At 72.5% G+C, this 15660-nt stretch carries 10 protein-coding genes and 2 pseudogenes; 8 read left to right on the top strand and 4 right to left on the bottom strand.

Going from position 1 to position 15660, the window contains the following annotated elements; translation table 11 throughout:
* Window positions 1–96 precede the first annotated feature (96 nt).
* From ACFZAT_RS20995 to ACFZAT_RS20985, 3 genes are all read left to right on the top strand, one after another.
* Window positions 97–555 carry an Hsp20 family protein gene (locus ACFZAT_RS20995; protein WP_391265730.1) on the top strand — a complete coding sequence of 153 codons (459 nt, stop codon included), beginning with the start codon at window positions 97–99 and terminating at the stop codon, window positions 553–555.
* A gap of 114 nt (window positions 556–669) precedes the next feature.
* Window positions 670–1752: an alcohol dehydrogenase catalytic domain-containing protein gene (locus tag ACFZAT_RS20990; RefSeq protein ID WP_391265729.1), complete on the top strand. Its 1083-nt coding sequence runs from the start codon at window positions 670–672 to the stop codon at window positions 1750–1752.
* 108 nt (window positions 1753–1860) lie between these two features.
* Entirely contained in the window at window positions 1861–4251 is a 2391-nt protein-coding gene (locus ACFZAT_RS20985; RefSeq protein ID WP_391265728.1) for a glycosyl hydrolase family 65 protein, read from the top strand.
* Window positions 4252–4270: 19 nt separating this feature from the next.
* On the opposite strand, the pseudogene ACFZAT_RS20980 reads toward ACFZAT_RS20985, so the two are convergent.
* A pseudogene (locus ACFZAT_RS20980) lies at window positions 4271–5263 on the bottom strand (Acg family FMN-binding oxidoreductase); the annotation flags it as partial.
* 269 nt (window positions 5264–5532) lie between these two features.
* On the opposite strand from ACFZAT_RS20980, the gene ACFZAT_RS20975 reads away from it, so the two are divergent.
* Both ACFZAT_RS20975 and ACFZAT_RS20970 read left to right on the top strand, forming a co-directional pair.
* Window positions 5533–6393 carry a universal stress protein gene (locus ACFZAT_RS20975; protein ID WP_391265727.1) on the top strand — a complete coding sequence of 287 codons (861 nt, stop codon included), beginning with the start codon at window positions 5533–5535 and terminating at the stop codon, window positions 6391–6393.
* A 102-nt stretch (window positions 6394–6495) separates the two neighbouring features.
* Complete coding sequence (locus tag ACFZAT_RS20970) at window positions 6496–8229, top strand: GAF domain-containing protein (RefSeq protein WP_391265726.1); 1734 nt, start codon at window positions 6496–6498, stop codon at window positions 8227–8229.
* 3 nt (window positions 8230–8232) lie between these two features.
* Here the strand turns inward: ACFZAT_RS20970 and ACFZAT_RS20965 are convergent, their stop codons facing one another.
* On the bottom strand, window positions 8233–8919 hold the full coding sequence (locus ACFZAT_RS20965; RefSeq protein ID WP_391265725.1) for a response regulator: 687 nt from the start codon (window positions 8917–8919) through the stop codon (window positions 8233–8235).
* Between the two features lie 324 nt (window positions 8920–9243).
* On the opposite strand from ACFZAT_RS20965, the pseudogene ACFZAT_RS20960 reads away from it, so the two are divergent.
* From ACFZAT_RS20960 to ACFZAT_RS20950, 3 genes and pseudogenes are all read left to right on the top strand, one after another.
* Window positions 9244–9424: pseudogene (locus tag ACFZAT_RS20960) on the top strand (oxidoreductase); the annotation flags it as partial.
* A 187-nt stretch (window positions 9425–9611) separates the two neighbouring features.
* Entirely contained in the window at window positions 9612–10598 is a 987-nt protein-coding gene (locus ACFZAT_RS20955) for a phosphotransferase (protein WP_391265724.1), read from the top strand.
* Window positions 10595–11956, top strand: coding sequence for an MATE family efflux transporter (locus tag ACFZAT_RS20950; protein ID WP_391266043.1), 1362 nt, complete (start codon window positions 10595–10597; stop codon window positions 11954–11956). Before ACFZAT_RS20955 ends, ACFZAT_RS20950 begins: the two co-directional genes overlap by 4 nt.
* Here the strand turns inward: ACFZAT_RS20950 and ACFZAT_RS20945 are convergent.
* Both ACFZAT_RS20945 and ACFZAT_RS20940 read right to left on the bottom strand, forming a co-directional pair.
* Complete coding sequence (locus tag ACFZAT_RS20945; protein ID WP_391265723.1) at window positions 11937–12557, bottom strand: TetR family transcriptional regulator; 621 nt, start codon at window positions 12555–12557, stop codon at window positions 11937–11939. The genes ACFZAT_RS20950 and ACFZAT_RS20945 overlap by 20 nt on opposite strands.
* A gap of 83 nt (window positions 12558–12640) precedes the next feature.
* Window positions 12641–15658, bottom strand: a complete 3018-nt coding sequence (locus tag ACFZAT_RS20940; protein WP_391265722.1) for a glycoside hydrolase family 38 C-terminal domain-containing protein — start codon at window positions 15656–15658, stop codon at window positions 12641–12643.
* Window positions 15659–15660 lie beyond the last annotated feature (2 nt).

Below are 15660 nucleotides of genomic sequence, written 5' to 3'. Positions count from 1 at the left end.
GGGCCGGTGGAACGCTGGAGGAACGGGGCACGGAACCATCCGGCCCGTGCCCGATCCGTATGCCGGGAGCCCCCGGCCGGAACGAGGGGCAGTGCCATGGCGGAACACAGGACAGGACACAGCGGACACCGGTTCGCTCCGGACTTCGACGACTGGTTCGGCAGGGGATTCCCGGGACTGCCCGGCTGGCGTCCGGGCACCGCACCCCACTCCATCCCGGTCGAGGTCACCCAGCGGGACGGCATGTACGTGCTGCGCGCCGAACTGCCCGGGATGGACCCCGAGGACATCCACGTCGGCGTCGAGGACAACCTCATCACCGTCAGCGCGGAGCACGACGAGACGGACCAGGACAAGGAGCACTCGGAGTTCCGCTACGGGTCGTTCCGCCGCACCGTCCGCCTTCCCGATGCCGTCCCGGCGGACCGCATCGACGCCACGTACACGGACGGCCTCCTGACCGTCCGCGTCCCGGTGCCCGGCGGGGAGCCGAAGGCCGGACAGACCGTGCCCGTCCGGCGCGGCGGTACGCGCAACGAGCAGAGACCGGCATGACGGCGGGCCCGGGCGGCCCCGGACCGGGGCCGACCGGCCCATGCGCCGCCGGGGACGACGGCCGAACCTGGAAGAGAGGCAACCCGTACGCCATGCAGGAGGAAGGTGGACAGCATGAGGGCCGCTGTCTTTCAGGGACCGGGCGGCATCGCCTGGCAGGAGGTACCCGATCCGGACATCGTGGACCAGAGCGACGTGGTGGTGCGCGTCGATCTCGTCACCATCTGCGGAACGGACCTGCACATACTCAAGGGCGACGTACCGGAGGTGACGCCGGGCCGGGTCCTCGGCCACGAAGCGGTCGGCACCGTGGTCGAGGCGGGCCGGGACGTCCGTACGGTACGGCCCGGCGACCGGGTCCTGATCTCGTGCATCACCGCCTGCGGGCGCTGTCGCCACTGCCGGGAGGGCCGCTACGGTCAGTGCCGCGGCGGAGGAGGCTGGATCCTCGGGCACACGATCGACGGGACGCAGGCCGAGTACGTCCGGGTCCCGTTCGCCGACCTGTCGGTCCACCCGCTCCCCAGCGCCGTGGACAGCGCGGACGCCGTCCTGCTCGCCGACATCTTCCCCACGTCCTACGAGGTGGGCGTCCTCAACGGCCGCGTACAGCCCGCCGACACCGTCGTCGTGGTGGGGGCCGGACCGATCGGCCTCGCCGCGATCACCACGGCACGCCTGTACAGCCCGGGCAGGATCGTCGCCGTCGACTTCGCCGCCTCGCGGCTGGACGCCGCGCGGGCGCTCGGTGCCGACGCCACCGTGGGCGCCGACGAGGACCCGGAACAACTCGTCGCCGACCTGACGGACGGGCAGGGCGCCGATGTCGTCATGGAGGCGGTGGGCGTGCCCGAGGCGTTCGAGAGCTGCACCCGCATGGTCCGGCCGGGCGGCCACGTCGCCAACATCGGGGTGCACGGCAAGCCCGCGACACTCCATCTCGAAGACCTGTGGATCAAGGACGTCACCCTCACCACGGGCCTCGTGGACACCGCGTCCACCCCCATGCTGCTGCGCATGCTGGCGGCCGGGCGGCTGCCGACGTCTCAGCTGGTCACCCACCGCTTCGAACTCGGGCAGATGGAGGAGGCGTACGACGTGTTCGGCCGGGCGGCCGACACCGGAGCGATCAAGGTCGCGCTCGGCGCCCCGCAGCACACCGCCGTGCAGGTCCCCGCCCCTCCGGCCGTCGCGTGAACGGCGTCCGGACACCGCGCTCCTCCCGGACCCCCTGCGCCGGGAGGGCGCCGGCCCGGTCGTCCCCGGCCTCCCGGCCATGATGCGGAACGTCTGGAGCGAGCAACGGTGAGCACCGGGTGGACATGGGGCTACGACCGCTACGAACCCGAACGCGAGCGGCTGGTCGAGTCGTTGTGCGCACTCGGCAACGGGCGGTTCGCCACCCGGGGCTCCGCACCCGAATGCCCCGCCGGACCCGTCCACTACCCGGGCACCTACCTCGCCGGCTGCTACGACCGGCGCGGCTCGGCCGTCGCGGGCCGCACGGTAACGAACGAGGACATGGTCAACCTGCCCAACTGGACGGTGGTGCGCTACCGCTGCCTCCCGGACGACGGGCCGCCCGGCGCCTGGCTGACACCCGAATCCCCGGACCTGCGCCACCATCACGTGCGGCTGGACCTGCGCACCGGCACACTGACCCGGCAGCTGTTCTTCCGGGACGCCGAGGGACGCTCGCTGCGCGTCGTCCATACCCGGATCGTGCACATGGGAGACCCGTACCTGGCCGCCCAGCGCAGCACCTTCCGGGCCTACGGATGGCGCGGCACCATCGAGGTGGAGTCCGTCCTCGACGGGGCGGTCACCAACGCCGGGGTGGACCGGTACCGGAATCTGGAGGGCCGCCATCTCACCGGCCACCGAAGCGGTTTCGAACCCGGCGGCACCGCCTGGCTGACCTGCCGCACCCACGAGCCCGGCACCCGTCTCGCCCTGGCCGTCCGCACGGTCACCACACCCCCGGCGCCCGCCGCGCGGACGGCCACACCGACCGCCCCCGTGCAGACCTACCGCCTGCCCGTCGCCCCGCGTCACGCGGTGAGGCTCGTGAAGACCCTGGCGCTGCGCACCTCGGCAGACCGCCCGGCCGGCGACCCGCGCGCGGAGGCATGCGCAGCGGCCGCCGGCGCCGCCGCCTTCCCCCGCCTCCTGGCCACGCACAAGGCGGCCTGGCGGCGCCTCTGGGAACAGGGCGAGCTCCACGTACCGGGCGAGGCCGGCCGCATCCTGCGCCTGCACGTCTTCCACGTACTCCAGACGCTGTCCCCGCACACCGCCGACCTCGACGCCGGTGTCCCCGCCAGGGGGCTGCACGGCGAGGCGTACCGGGGCCACGTCTTCTGGGACGAGCTGTTCGTCCTGCCCTACCTGAACCTGCACTTCCCCGAGGTGGCGAAGGCGCTGCTCATGTACCGCCACCGCCGGCTCCCCGCCGCGCGCGCGACGGCCCGCGACCTCGGGGCCCGGGGCGCCGTCTACCCGTGGCAGAGCGCCGGGTCCGGGCGGGAGGAGACCCAGGAGCTCCACCTCAATCCGCGCTCCGGGCGATGGCTGCCCGACCACTCACGGCTCCAGCGGCACGTCGGCTCGGCCGTCGCCCACGACGTGTGGCGGTACGCGCAGACCACCGGCGACCGCGCCTTCCTCCACTCGGCGGGGGCCGAGATCCTCCTGGAGGTGGCCCGCTACTGGGCGGGCGCCGCCCGGTACGACCCGGACCTGCGCGGATACCGCATCCGGGGCGTGGTCGGCCCCGACGAATACCACGACGCCTACCCCGGAGCGGCCCGGCCGGGCATCGACGACAACGCGTACACGAACGCCACTGCGGCCTGGGTCCTCGCCCGCGGCCTCGACCTCCTGGCCGAACTGCCCGCCGCGCGGCGCGCCGAACTGGCGGACCAACTGTCCCTCGACGGCGAGGAACTGACGCGGTGGGAGGACGTCTCGCGTCATCTGTACATTCCGTTCCACCACGGCGTGATCAGCCAGTTCGAGGGCTACGGGGACCTGGAGGAGCTGGACTGGGACGGCTACCGGGCCCGCTACGGCGACATCCGCCGGCTCGACCGCATCCTGGAAGCCGAGGGTGACAGCGTCAACCGCTACCAGGCCACCAAACAGGCCGACACCCTCATGCTCGGCTACCTCTTCCGGCCCCGGGAACTCCACGAGCTGTTCGTCCGGCTCGGCCACCCGCTGGACGACGACACCTGGCGCGCGACGGAGGCGTACCACCTGCGCCGCACCAGCCACGGTTCGACGCTCAGCAGCCTCGTCCACGGCTGGCTGAGCACGCGGGACAAGGGGGCGGACGCCTGGCGCTACTGCGAGGAGGCCCTGCTCGGGGACGTGGCCGACCTCCAGGGCGGCACCACCGGCGAGGGCATCCACCTCGGGGCCATGGCGGGGACGGTCGACCTGGTCGAGCGCGGCATCACCGGCCTGGAGGCCGGCCCCGAAGGACTGCGCGTCCAGCCCGTTCCCCTGGCGCAGATCCCCCGGTTCTCCTTCACGATCTGCTTCCAGGGCCACCGGGGCGTCCGGGTCCGCGTCCTGCCCGGACGGCTCGCCGTCCGCGTACCCGAGTCCCCCCGGGGCCCCGTCCCCGTCCTGCTGCCCGACGGACGGAAGGTCTGCGTCGCACCGGGGGAGGAGCGCTGGTTCCGGCTGTGAACGGCGTACGGGCGACTGCTCAGACGAAGGACAGGACGTCGGAGACCGGCCGCCGCGGGGTCGCCCGCCCGCGCGGACCGTACCCCAGCCGCAGCAGCATCTGGACGAAGCCCGACGCCGAACGCGGGTCCCGCGACAGCGCACGCAGCTCGGGCCACTCCAGCGGCTGGGACATGAGCGACGTGGACAGGCCGTCCGACGTGGCCTGCAACAGCACCCGGTGCAGGGCCTGCCCCGCATCCAGCCAGTCACGGGGCGCATCCTCCCGCGTACCGAGCAGGGCGAAGCCGGGACGCCTCTCGAAGCGGGCGGAGGCGCGCGAAGGACCCCGGTGCGGAGGCTCGAAATCCCGCACCGGTGACGTCACGTCGAGCTGCCGGGGGCCGAAGGCGTACGCGGGTATCCCCTGCGCCCCCGGGTCCTCGCCCTCCGTATGCGTCCACGCGGCGACCTCCGCGCGTACCAGCGGGTCGGCGGCCTCCAGCCGCTCGGCGTCGCGTACGAGCTCCATCAGGGCGTCGGTGAACCAGTCGCCGGGGACGTCCAGGCGGCAGCCCTCACGGGCCGCGGCGGCCCTCAGCCCCGCCATGATCTCGGCCGGCACGGGCTCCTGTGTGAACGGGAAGCGGCTGGTGTGCCGCTCCCGCAGCGCCGGATGGAGCGCGGCGAGCTCCGTCCCACCGGCGGGGGCGGACAGGTGTACGTCAGCGAGGTGCCAGGGGTCGTCCGGCGCGGGCAGCAGTTCCACCTCCGCATCCAGATCCCGGTGTGCGGCAGCCACCCGCAGACCGAACAGGGCCGCGCCGCAGCCCAGGTGGAGGGCACGGCGGTCCGGATCGGCGCGAGGCATCTCCCGTGCCCGGTCGCCGTGGAGCTCGACGGTGTCCGTGGCCGCCCGGTGGACGAACCGCCACGGTTGTGCGTTGTGCATGGACGGAGCGAGGGTCGCGTCCTCGACCAGCGACGCCACGAGGGTCCGGTTGAGAGCGTTGGCGGTCACGGTTTGTCCTGTCCGCCGGCCGCGGTGCCGGGGCCGGCCTGTGCGTGGAGGAGGGCGCGGATGCCCGTATCACCACGGTCTCCGAACGCCGGGCCCGCGGCGAGGGCCGTACGGTCCACGCCGCGGGCCGGTCGGGCTCGTCCGCCGGGGGCCATAGGGACGTTTGGTCCCCGGTCCCGGCCCTGGGAGGCCCTTCGGGCGGCGCATCGCGCGTGCCACGGTGGAGGGAGACCCAAGCAGGGCGGCCGTGACGGGCCCCGTCCCCGGGACAGGAGCGGATCATGAGCAGCACGACGGAACACCGCGAGATCGCCGTCGGCATCGACCCGTCGAGGGACTGGCGCCTCACCGTGGCCTGGGCGGCCGACGAGGCCCACCGGCGCCACCGGACCCTGCGGCTGGTCGTGGCCGTGCCCCCGCAGCACGACACCCAACACGTGGACGACACCCCCCGGCACATGGCCCGGGCCCTGGAGGGCAAGGACGCCGTGAGCGCTGCGGCGGACTGGGCCGGGGAGCGGCGGCCGGGCACCGGGATCACCACGTCGGTGGTCGACGGCTTCCCGGCACAGGTCATGGCGCGCATCTCGCAGGACGCGGCCATGGTCGTGCTCGGCTCCCGGCACCTCAGCCGCACCGAGGAATACCTCAGCGCCGGCGCGCTCGTCGTCCCCGTCACCGCACAGGCCCGCTGCCCGGTCGTGGTGGTGGGCGAGGCCGAGGACGCCATGCGGCAGCCGCCGTGTCTCGTCGTCGGTGTCGACGGCAGCGAGTCCTCACTCGCGGCCCTCGCGTTCGCCTTCGAGGAGGCGGACCTCCGGCAGGCCGAGCTCCGGGCCGTCGCGGTCTGGCAGCCCCCCGTCTTCTCCCTCCGTTCCAGCGACACCATGTTCGAGGCCGAGCGCCGACAGCTCTCGGAGATCACGGCCGGCTGGTCGGAGAAGTACCCCGGCACCCGGCTGACGCACGAGGTCCGCGTCGGCTCACCCGTCGAGATCCTGGCGGAGGCGGGCGAGCACGCCCTCGCCGTGGTCGTCGGCCGCCGCGGCCGGGGCGGCTACACGGGCATGCGCGTCGGCTCCGTGGTCCACGGCCTCCTGCACCGCTCCCGTTGCCCGGTCGTCACCGTCCCGGCCCGGTGACCCCCGCCCCGGTCCGACAGGAAGGCGTGCGGCATCGGGGCTACGGTGAAACGGGGCGGCCGAGACCGGCACCCGCCGGCTCCGACGCAGCCGGAGGTGCCGATGGGTCCGGAGGAGACCCGAGACGGCGGAGCACGGTCTCCGCGCCTGGGGCTCGACGAACTCCTGGGTGAACTCCAGGCCCGGCTGGACGAGGTCCGGAGCACCCGGGAAAAGCTCGGCGAGCTGCTGAAGGCCGTCATGTCCGTCGGCCGGGACCTCGACCTCTCCCAGGTGCTGCGCACGATCGTGGAGTCCGCCGTGACCCTGGTCGACGCGGAGTACGGCGCCCTCGGCGTCATCGGCGACGACCAGCGGCTCTCCCGGTTCCTCACCACCGGCATCGGCGACGAGCTGCACGAGCGGATCGGCGCACTGCCCTCGGGCCACGGCATCCTGGGCGAGCTCATCCGGCACCCCGAGCCGCTGCGCCTGGACGAGCTGGCCGACCACCCCGCCTCGTACGGCTTTCCGCCCCACCACCCCCCGATGCACTCCTTCCTCGGCGTACCGATCCGGATCCGGGACGAGGTGTTCGGCAACCTCTACCTGACGGAGAAGCGCGGCCGGAGGGGTTTCGACGAAGAGGACGAGGCCGTGGTGTCGACGCTGGCCGTCGCCGCCGGCATCGCGATCGAGAACGCCCGGCTGTACGAGCAGGGGCGCCTGCGCCAGCTCTGGCTCGCCGCCGGTGCCGAATTCACCAGCGCGCTGCTCTCCGGATCGCGGGAGCGGGACGTCCTCGACGGCATGCTCGACCGGGCCGTGGAGATCGCCGACGCCGACACGGGCGTGTACTACCTGGTCGGGCCCGACGGCTCGCTGCGCGGGTCGATGGCCGGCGGTGAGGGGGCCGACCGGCACCAGGAGGTGGTGCTGCCCACCATCGAGGGGACCCTGGCGGCCGCTGCCCTCGCCGAGGGCGGGCTCCTCCTCCTCACGGACATCGAACGGGACGGGCGGATCACGGTCCAGCCCGAGCGCTGGAAGGGCTTCGGCCCCGCGATCGCCGCGACGTTGGGTACGAAGGACCGGCTGAGCGGGGTGCTCGTCCTGCTGCGACGCAGGGGGCGGCCCGAGTTCACCGGTACCGAGACCGCCGCGCTGCCCGCCTTCACCGCATCCGCCGCCCTGGCCCTGGAGCTGGCCGAACGGCGCCGTGACGCCGAACAGGTGAGCCTCCTGGAGGACCGCGACCGTATCGCCCGCGACCTGCACGACCTCGCGATCCAGCGTCTCTTCGCGACCGGCATGACGCTGCAGAGCGCGCGGCGCTTCGTCGAGCATCCGGTGGCCAGGGACCGGGTGACGCGCGCCATCGACGATCTCGACACCACCATCAAGATCATCCGCTCGACCATCTTCGGTCTCCGTGAGCACGCGGAGCCCGGAACGGCACCCAAGCTCAGGAGCCGCGTCGTCGGCGCGGTCGACGCCGCCGCACCGACGCTCGGTTTCGCACCCGCGCTGCGCATGGAGGGGCTGCTCGACACCGAGGTGCCGGGCGGCGTGGGGGACGAGGCGATCGCGGTGGTGACCGAAGCGCTGACCAATGTGGCCCGGCACGCGAAGGCCCGGGCCGCGGAGGTGGCGGTCGTCGCGGGAGGCGGCGCACTGACCGTCACGGTCAGCGACGACGGCGTGGGCCTGGCGAAAGGCGGCAGGCGCAGCGGTCTCCGCAATCTGAGCGAGCGCGCGGAACGGCTGGGGGGCGGCCTCGACGCACACACCCGGCGGCCACCGGAGCGGGGGACGGTGCTGACCTGGTGGGTCCCCCTGGCAGAACCGGAGACCTGACGGCTATCCGGAGTCGGCGTCGTGCTCGTGCACGTGGGCGGCGATGACCGCGGCCTGGACGCGCCGCTCCACGCCCAGCTTCCCCAGAAGCCGGGAGATGTGGTTCTTGACCGTCTTCTCGGAGAGGTACAACCGCTGCGCGATCTGCCGGTTGGTGAGCCCCTCGCCGATCAGCTCCAGTACGGAGTGCTCCCGCTCGGAGAGCCCCGCGAGGCGCTCGCCCTCGGCGGACCTCCGCTCCTCGGGCCCCCGCAGCGAACGCATCAGCCGGGCCGTGGTGGCCGGATCGAGCATCGACTGCCCCGTCGCAACTGTGCGTATCGCCGACACCAGACCGGACCCGTTGATCTGCTTCAGCACATAACCCGCGGCTCCCGCCATGATGGCGTCGAGCAGCGCGTCCTCGTCGTCGAACGAGGTGAGCATCAGACAGGCCAGGCCCGGCAGCCCGGAGCGCAGGTCCCGGCACACCCCGATCCCGTCGCCATCGGGCAGGCGCACATCGAGGACGGCCACGTCGGGCCGCAGCGCGAGCCCCCTGGCGAGACCCTGCTCCGCCGTCGCGGCCTCGCCCGCCACTTCCATGTCGGGCTCGTCATCGATCAGATCGCGCAGCCCCCGGCGTACGACTTCGTGGTCGTCCACGAGGAAGACCCGCGTCGGCGCTCCGGGTCCCGGCGGACCGGACATGGTGGCCCCTCTGCTCGGCGGACACATCCACCCCTCACCAGAATTGTCCGCCATCGGGCGCCTTCTGCACACCGGTGGGGCGACCGCCGGCATGCGACGGCAACAGCCGGCCATGCGGGGCAGTGTCAGTGGGTTCCTCCACGGTCACGGTATGACGCACTGGATACACCGCGCGCTCCCATGACGAACGGCTGTGCCCGGACGGTGGCGGACGCGGCGGTGCGGACCCTCGCCGGCTTCTTGTGCCTGCCCGAACCCCAACCGCCATGACCAGGGCGCCCGGAGGAAGATCGCCAGTCTGAACGAGTGCTTTCATAGGACGAGTTGACTCCACCGGAGCGTGAACTGTGGGACCGCGTTCCCCGAGGGGCGACGCGTGGACCTGCGTACGGGTGCGCCCGATGCCGATCAGGTGACCGCAGGCGGCGAGTGGGGGCCCGCGCGGACGGTTCGCGCCGTCGTGATCGCGGCACTGCTCTCGGGTCCTGATCGCCCTCGGCTGGGTGCCGGCGACCGCCGTCATCGCGGGGGTCACCCGAACCTTGCAGAAGAACTAAAGGCTCCAGGGCGCCGCCTCGCGATCCGTGCACACCAGGGGTGTACGGGCGTACGCTCCCTCTGCTATGAATATCGACCACGTGGTAAGTATTTTTCCGGTGGCGCTGCGGGCAGCCATTTCGAAAGGACCGGGCGTGGAGAGCATCACGAAGAACCGGCAGTCTCCCGACGTACTGCGCGCCATGATCGAGCGGGCCTACGGTCCCGGGCAGGTCCCCACGGGGGAGGGCTGGGCCGACGAGCTGGGGCACGGCTGGTTCAACGTGGCCTACCGCATCCGGCTGCGCGACGGTGCCGACGTCGTCCTGAAGATCGCCCCGCCCCCGCACGTGGAGGTGATGACGTACGAACGCGGCGCCATGTCGATCGAGCTGAACACGCTGGACCTCATACGCACCCGTACCTCGGTGCCGGTCCCCGAGGTGCACTTCGCCGACCGGAGCCGCGAACTGTGCGACGCCGACTACTTCTTCATGCCGTACATCGACGCCGACAACCTCGGCATCGTCTCCGGACAACTGCCCGCCGCCGAGCGCGACGCCTGCATGGAACAGCTCGGCGCGGCCAACCGCGAGATCAACTCCATCGGCGGCCCCGGCTTCGGGCCGCTCGCCGGTCCGCACGACACCAGCTGGCGGCGCGCGTTCACCGGCATCGTCGAGGACGTCCTGACCGACGGCGAACGCCGGGGTGTCGACATCGGCTGGGACTACGACACCGTGCGCGCCGTGATCACCGAACACGCCGCGAGCCTCGACGAAGTGACCGAACCCCGCCTGGTCGAGTGGGACCTGTGGGACAGCAACGTCATGGTCCGCGACGGCCGCATCGCCTGCATCATCGACCACGAACGCGCCTTCTACGGAGACCCGCTGATCGAGGCGGGCTTCACCGGCACCCAGCTGTCCGCCTTCGGCGACCCGGCACCCTTCATGCGCGGCTACGGCCACCCGGAACTCACCGGCACCCAGCAGGTGCGCCGCCGCCTGTACTGCCTCCACCTCATGCTGATCATGGTCGTCGAGACCGTCTACCGAGGCCACACCGACACCAAGCAGTACGACTTCGCCCGCCCCCTCCTCGACGAAGCGATGGCACTGCTCGGCCGCACCCGCCGATGACACCCCGGCCCACTGCCCCCGCACCCGCCGACCACACCACCCGCCTCGGCACCGAACCGGTGGGCCGACTGCTGTGGCGAGCCTGCACCCAGACCACGGCCGCCGTCGGCGTCTACGGCGTCTACGCCCTGACCAACGCCTGGTTCGTCGGCCACGGAGTGGGTGACACCGCGATGGCCGCGGTCAACCTGGCCGCCCCGCTCCTTTTGCTGCTCGGCGCGGTGTCCACCACCGTCGGTGCCGGTGGTGCCTCGCTGATCTCCCGCGCCCTGGGCGCCGGAGACCGGCAGGCCGCCGCCCGCGCGGCGGGCAACTCCTTCACCCTGTTCTGGTCCTGCGCCGCGGCCACCACCGCGCTCGGCCTGACCTTCCTCGACCCCCTCCTCACCCTGCTCGGAGCCCACGGCGAGCTGCGCGAGAGCGCACGCCCCTACGCCGTCGTGCTGCTGTGCGGGGCACTCGTCTCCACCGGCTTCTCCAGCCTGGTGCGCGCCGAGGGGCGGATGGGCTACTCGACCCTCCTGTGGCTCGTCCCCGTCGCCGTACAGATCACGCTCGACCCGCTGCTGATCTTCGGGCTCGGCATGGGAGTGCGCGGCGCCGCCCTCGGCACCGTCGGAGGCCAGGCCGTCTCCGCGGCCATGAGCCTGTGGTTCTTCTTCGGCCGAAGCGACCGCCCCTACCGCGTCACCCCGCGCGACCTGCTGCCGCACGGTCCGACCCTGCGGGCCCTCCTGGGCATCGGCCTGCCCTCGTTCCTGGCCGGAACGGGCGTCACCCTCCTGGCCGTCCTCGTCAACGCGACCCTCGCCGCCACCGGGTCCGCCGTCGCACTGGCCGCGTACGCCGTCTGCGCGCGCCTGCAGACCTTCGTGCTGATGCCCCACACCGGCATCAGCCAGGGCCTCCAGCCCATCGCCGGCTACAACAGCGGCCGAGGCCTCACCGTCCGGGCCCTGCGCGCGCGCAACCTCGCGCTGCTGGCCTCCCTGCTCTACGGACTGCTCACCGCGGCCGTCCTCGCCCTGCTGGCCGAACCCCTGGCCGGCCTCTTCCTCAACGACCCCGCCGCAGTCACCACCGCCGGCCGGGCCCTGCGGATCATCGCCCTCGGCCTGACCGTCGCCGGGATCGGCCCCCTGGTGGCCGCCTACTCCCAGTCCCTCGGCCGCCCGGCGCCCGCCTATCTGATGTCCATCGGCACCCTGCTCCTGGTCAAGGTCCCCCTGATCGTCGCCCTCGGCCGGCTGGGCACCGGCGGCGTCTGGGCGGGACTGGCCACCGGCGAACTGGCCACCGCCGCCGTGGCGCTGGTACTTCTCCGGCGGCTGAGCCCCCCTAGTCCAACGGCTCCTTGAGGAGCTGCCGCACGAACGCCCGCAGGACCCCGGCCATGTCCACCTCGTCGGGACTCGTCAGCCACTGCACCTGCAACCCGTCCATCAGCGCCACCAGGCCCACGGCCGCGGTCCGGGCATCGACCCCGTCCCGCAACGCGCCCTGCCCGGCCAACTCCTCCAGCGCGCGGTGCACGTAGGAGCGGACCATCTCGTAGTGCCGCTCGAAATAGCCGTGCGCCGGGTGATCCTCGGGGGTCGCCTCGGCCGCCAGCCGTACGTACAGCTCGACCATTCCCGCATGACCGGCGTTGCGGTCGGCCAGGTCCAGCAGATGCCGCATCGCGTCCCGGGGCGAGGACACCACCGGCGCGCTCCGCGCGGCCTCCTCCTCGTCCCGCCGCTCCAGCACCGCGGCCAACAGCGCCTCACGGCTGGGGAAGTAGTACATCAGGCCCACATGACTGATCCCGGCCCGCTTCGCGATCTCCCGCAACGAGGCACCGCGGTACCCCACATGCCCGTACACCTCGGCCGCCGTCGCCACGATCTGCTCCCGACGCGCACGCCCCTTCGCGTAACCGCCCGAGGACGCGGACCCCTTGGACTCACCAGCAGACATGCGTCCATCATCGCAGCAGAGGGGGAGGGGAGGCGCCCAGCCGGCCCACCGACCGGACGCCCCCCGCAGACCCCGCCTCGGCGTCAGCCGCGCGTGAACCTCAGCGTCACCAGCTCGAACGGCCTCAGCGACAGCCGCACGCCCTCCTCGGCGAACTCCGGCGCCGGGGCGTCGGACAGCGGCCGCTCCAGCAGGTCCGTCGCCACGGCACCGGTGGCGCCGAAGCCGGTGGCCAGGGTGACCTTCGCCCGGCCGCCCGTCGACTCGTAGAGCCGCACGACGACATCGCCGCTGCCGTCGTCCGCCAGCTTGACCGCGCTCACCACGACCGCGTCCTGGTCGACGGCCACCAGCGGGGCCACCTCGTGCTCACCGGTGATGCGGCGCTCCGGCAGGTTGACCCGGAAGCCCTCGCGGACCGCGTCGCCGATCGCCGCTCCGGGCACCAGCGCGTGACGGAAGCGGTGCACGCCCTGGTCGGTCTCCGGGTCGGGGAAGCGCGGCGCGCGCAGCAGCGAGACCCGTACGGTGGTCGTCGTCCCCGCGTCCGACTTCCGGACGGTACGCGTCACGTCGTGACCGTACGTCGAGTCGTTGACGAGGGCGACGCCCCAGCCCGGCTCCTCCAGGTGCACGAAGCGGTGGTTGCACGCCTCGAACTTGGCCGCCTCCCAGCTGGTGTTGGTGTGGGTGGGCCGGTAGAAGTGGCCGAACTGCGTCTCGGACGCGTACCGCTCGGCATGCACGTCCATCGGGAACGCGGCCTTGAGGAACTTCTCCGTCTCGTGCCAGTCGACCTCGGTGTCGATGTCCAGCCGCTTGGCGCCCGGCTCCAGTGTGAGCAGCTGGGTCACCTTCGAGTCCCCGAAGCCGCGGACGATCCGTACACCGTCCTCCAGCGGAGTCAGCTCGTCCACATCCGTCAGGTCCGTGACCGTGTTGCGGTAGAACGCGTCGACGTCCCACGCGTCCCACATGTTCGGGAAGTCCGGGTGGATCTGGAGCAGGTTCGCGGCCGCGCCCGGAGCGACGGCCTCGCGGTCCGCTGCGATGTCGTACGCCGACACGACGAGGCCCCGGCCGTCGATCTCCACCCGCAGCAGCCCGTTGTCCAGTACGAACCCGCCGCCCTCGCGCGGAGCGGGACGGCTGGCACCGGCCTCCGCGACGGCCGCCGCCGCACCGGCCGCGACCTCGCCGCGCGGGTGCGGAGCCGCGTTGAAGAGGAGGGTGCGCCCGCCCGCCGGATCACCGGCCAGCGCACGCTGCGCGGCGTCGATGATGTCCGTCAGCTCCCCGGCCACGGCCGCGTAGGTCTTCTCCGCCTCACGGTGCACCCAGGCGATCGAGGACCCGGGCAGGATGTCGTGGAACTGGTGCAGCAGCACCGTCTTCCAGATCCGGTCCAGCTCTTCGTACGGGTATGTGAAGCCGGTCCGTACGGCGGCGGTGGCGGCCCACAGCTCGGCCTCCCGGAGCAGGTGCTCGCTGCGGCGGTTGCCCTGCTTGGTCTTCGCCTGGCTGGTGAGGGTCGCGCGGTGCAGCTCCAGATAGAGCTCGCCGACCCAGACCGGGGCGTTCGGGTACTCGGCCTCGGCCTTGGTGAAGAAGTCCGTAGGGGTCTCCCACGTCACCGTCGCCGAGCCCTCCAGGCTCCGCAGCCGGGCCGCCTTCGCGATCATCTCGCGGGTCGTGCCGCCGCCACCGTCGCCCCAGCCGGTGGGCGCGAGGGAGTGCTTGGCCACCCCCTTGTCCTTGAAGTTCGTCGCCGCATGGGCGATCTCGCTGCCCTTCATCGAGCAGTTGTACGTGTCGACGGGCGGGAAGTGCGTGAAGATCCGGGTGCCGTCGATGCCCTCCCACTGGAAGGTGTGGTGCGGGAACTTGTTGGTCTGGCTCCACGAGATCTTCTGCGTGAGCAGCCACTTGGAGCCGGCAGCCTTGATGATCTGCGGCAGACCGGCCGCGAAGCCGAACGTGTCCGGCAGCCACGCCTCGTCGTTCTCGATGCCGAACTCGTCGAGGAAGAACCGCTTCCCGTGCACGAACTGACGCGCCATCGCCTCGGAGCCCGGCATGTTCGTGTCGGACTCGACCCACATGCCGCCGGACGGCACGAACCGGCCCTCCGCGACGGCCGCCCTGACCTTCGCGTAGACCTCGGGGCGGTGCTCCTTGATCCAGGCGAACTGCTGGGCCTGCGACATCGCGAACACGAAGTCCGGCTCGTCCTCCAGGAGGGCGGTCATGTTGGACGTCGTACGGGCCACCTTGCGGACCGTCTCGCGCAGCGGCCACAGCCAGGCGGAGTCGATGTGGGCGTGGCCGACCGCGCTGATGCGGTGCGCGGAGGGCGCTGCCGGCGTCGCGAGGACATCGGCCAGTTCCGCGCGGGCGGCGGCGGCGGTCCCGGCCACGTCCTGGAGGTCGACCGCGTCCAGCGCCCGGCCGACGGCACGCAGGACGTCCCAGCGGCGGGCGCCCTCCACGGGCAGCTCCCGCATCAGCTCGCCCAGCACCTCCAGGTCCTGGACCAGGTTCCACACGTCCTCGTCGAACACGGCGAGGTCCATCCGGGCCAGCGTGTACTGCGGCTCACTGCCGGCGGTCTCCTTGTCACCCAACCGCGTCGGCAGGAAGGGGTGGTAGTCCAGGATCACCGGGTTGGACGCCGCCTCGATGTGCAGCAGCACCTCCTCGCCTCCCGCCACCGGGGCGCCCACCCGCACCCACTGGTTGCGCGGATTGAGGCCCTTCACCGGCGTGCCGTCCGGGCGGTAGACGAGGCCCTCGCACTGGAAGCCCGGCATGTTCTCGTCGAAGCCGAGGTCGAGCAGCGCCTCCACGGTCCGGCCCGCCCACGCCTCCGGCACGGTGCCGGAGACCTTGAACCAGGAGGTGCCCCACGGCGCGCCCCACCGGTCACCGACCGCGATCGGCTCGGTGGGCCCGGCCAGGCCCTCGGTGACGGGGACCGGCTCGCCCGGCGCGTTCCAGACGGCGACGTCCAAGGGGACGGACTCCGGGTATACGGCGGGCCGGATGCGCTCGTCGAGGACGCGCTTGAGACGGGCTTCGACCAGGCTGCGGTCGTCGTGCATGG

It is taken from the genome of Streptomyces sp. NPDC008163, assembly GCF_042956885.1.
Lineage (GTDB): Bacteria > Actinomycetota > Actinomycetes > Streptomycetales > Streptomycetaceae > Streptomyces > Streptomyces drozdowiczii_A.
The sequence above is the reverse complement of the archived record's forward strand: the minus strand, read 5'-3'. Positions and strand labels throughout refer to the sequence as shown.

Coding starts and splice junctions, on each gene's coding strand:
- ACFZAT_RS20995 (WP_391265730.1), top strand. CDS start 97: ATGGCGGAACACAGGACAGGACACAGCGGACACCGGTTCGCTCCGGAC.
- ACFZAT_RS20990 (WP_391265729.1), top strand. CDS start 670: ATGAGGGCCGCTGTCTTTCAGGGACCGGGCGGCATCGCCTGGCAGGAG.
- ACFZAT_RS20975 (WP_391265727.1), top strand. CDS start 5,533: ATGAGCAGCACGACGGAACACCGCGAGATCGCCGTCGGCATCGACCCG.
- ACFZAT_RS20970 (WP_391265726.1), top strand. CDS start 6,496: ATGGGTCCGGAGGAGACCCGAGACGGCGGAGCACGGTCTCCGCGCCTG.
- ACFZAT_RS20965 (WP_391265725.1), bottom strand. CDS start 8,919: ATGTCCGGTCCGCCGGGACCCGGAGCGCCGACGCGGGTCTTCCTCGTG.
- ACFZAT_RS20950 (WP_391266043.1), top strand. CDS start 10,595: ATGACACCCCGGCCCACTGCCCCCGCACCCGCCGACCACACCACCCGC.
- ACFZAT_RS20945 (WP_391265723.1), bottom strand. CDS start 12,557: ATGTCTGCTGGTGAGTCCAAGGGGTCCGCGTCCTCGGGCGGTTACGCG.
- ACFZAT_RS20940 (WP_391265722.1), bottom strand. CDS start 15,658: ATGCACGACGACCGCAGCCTGGTCGAAGCCCGTCTCAAGCGCGTCCTC.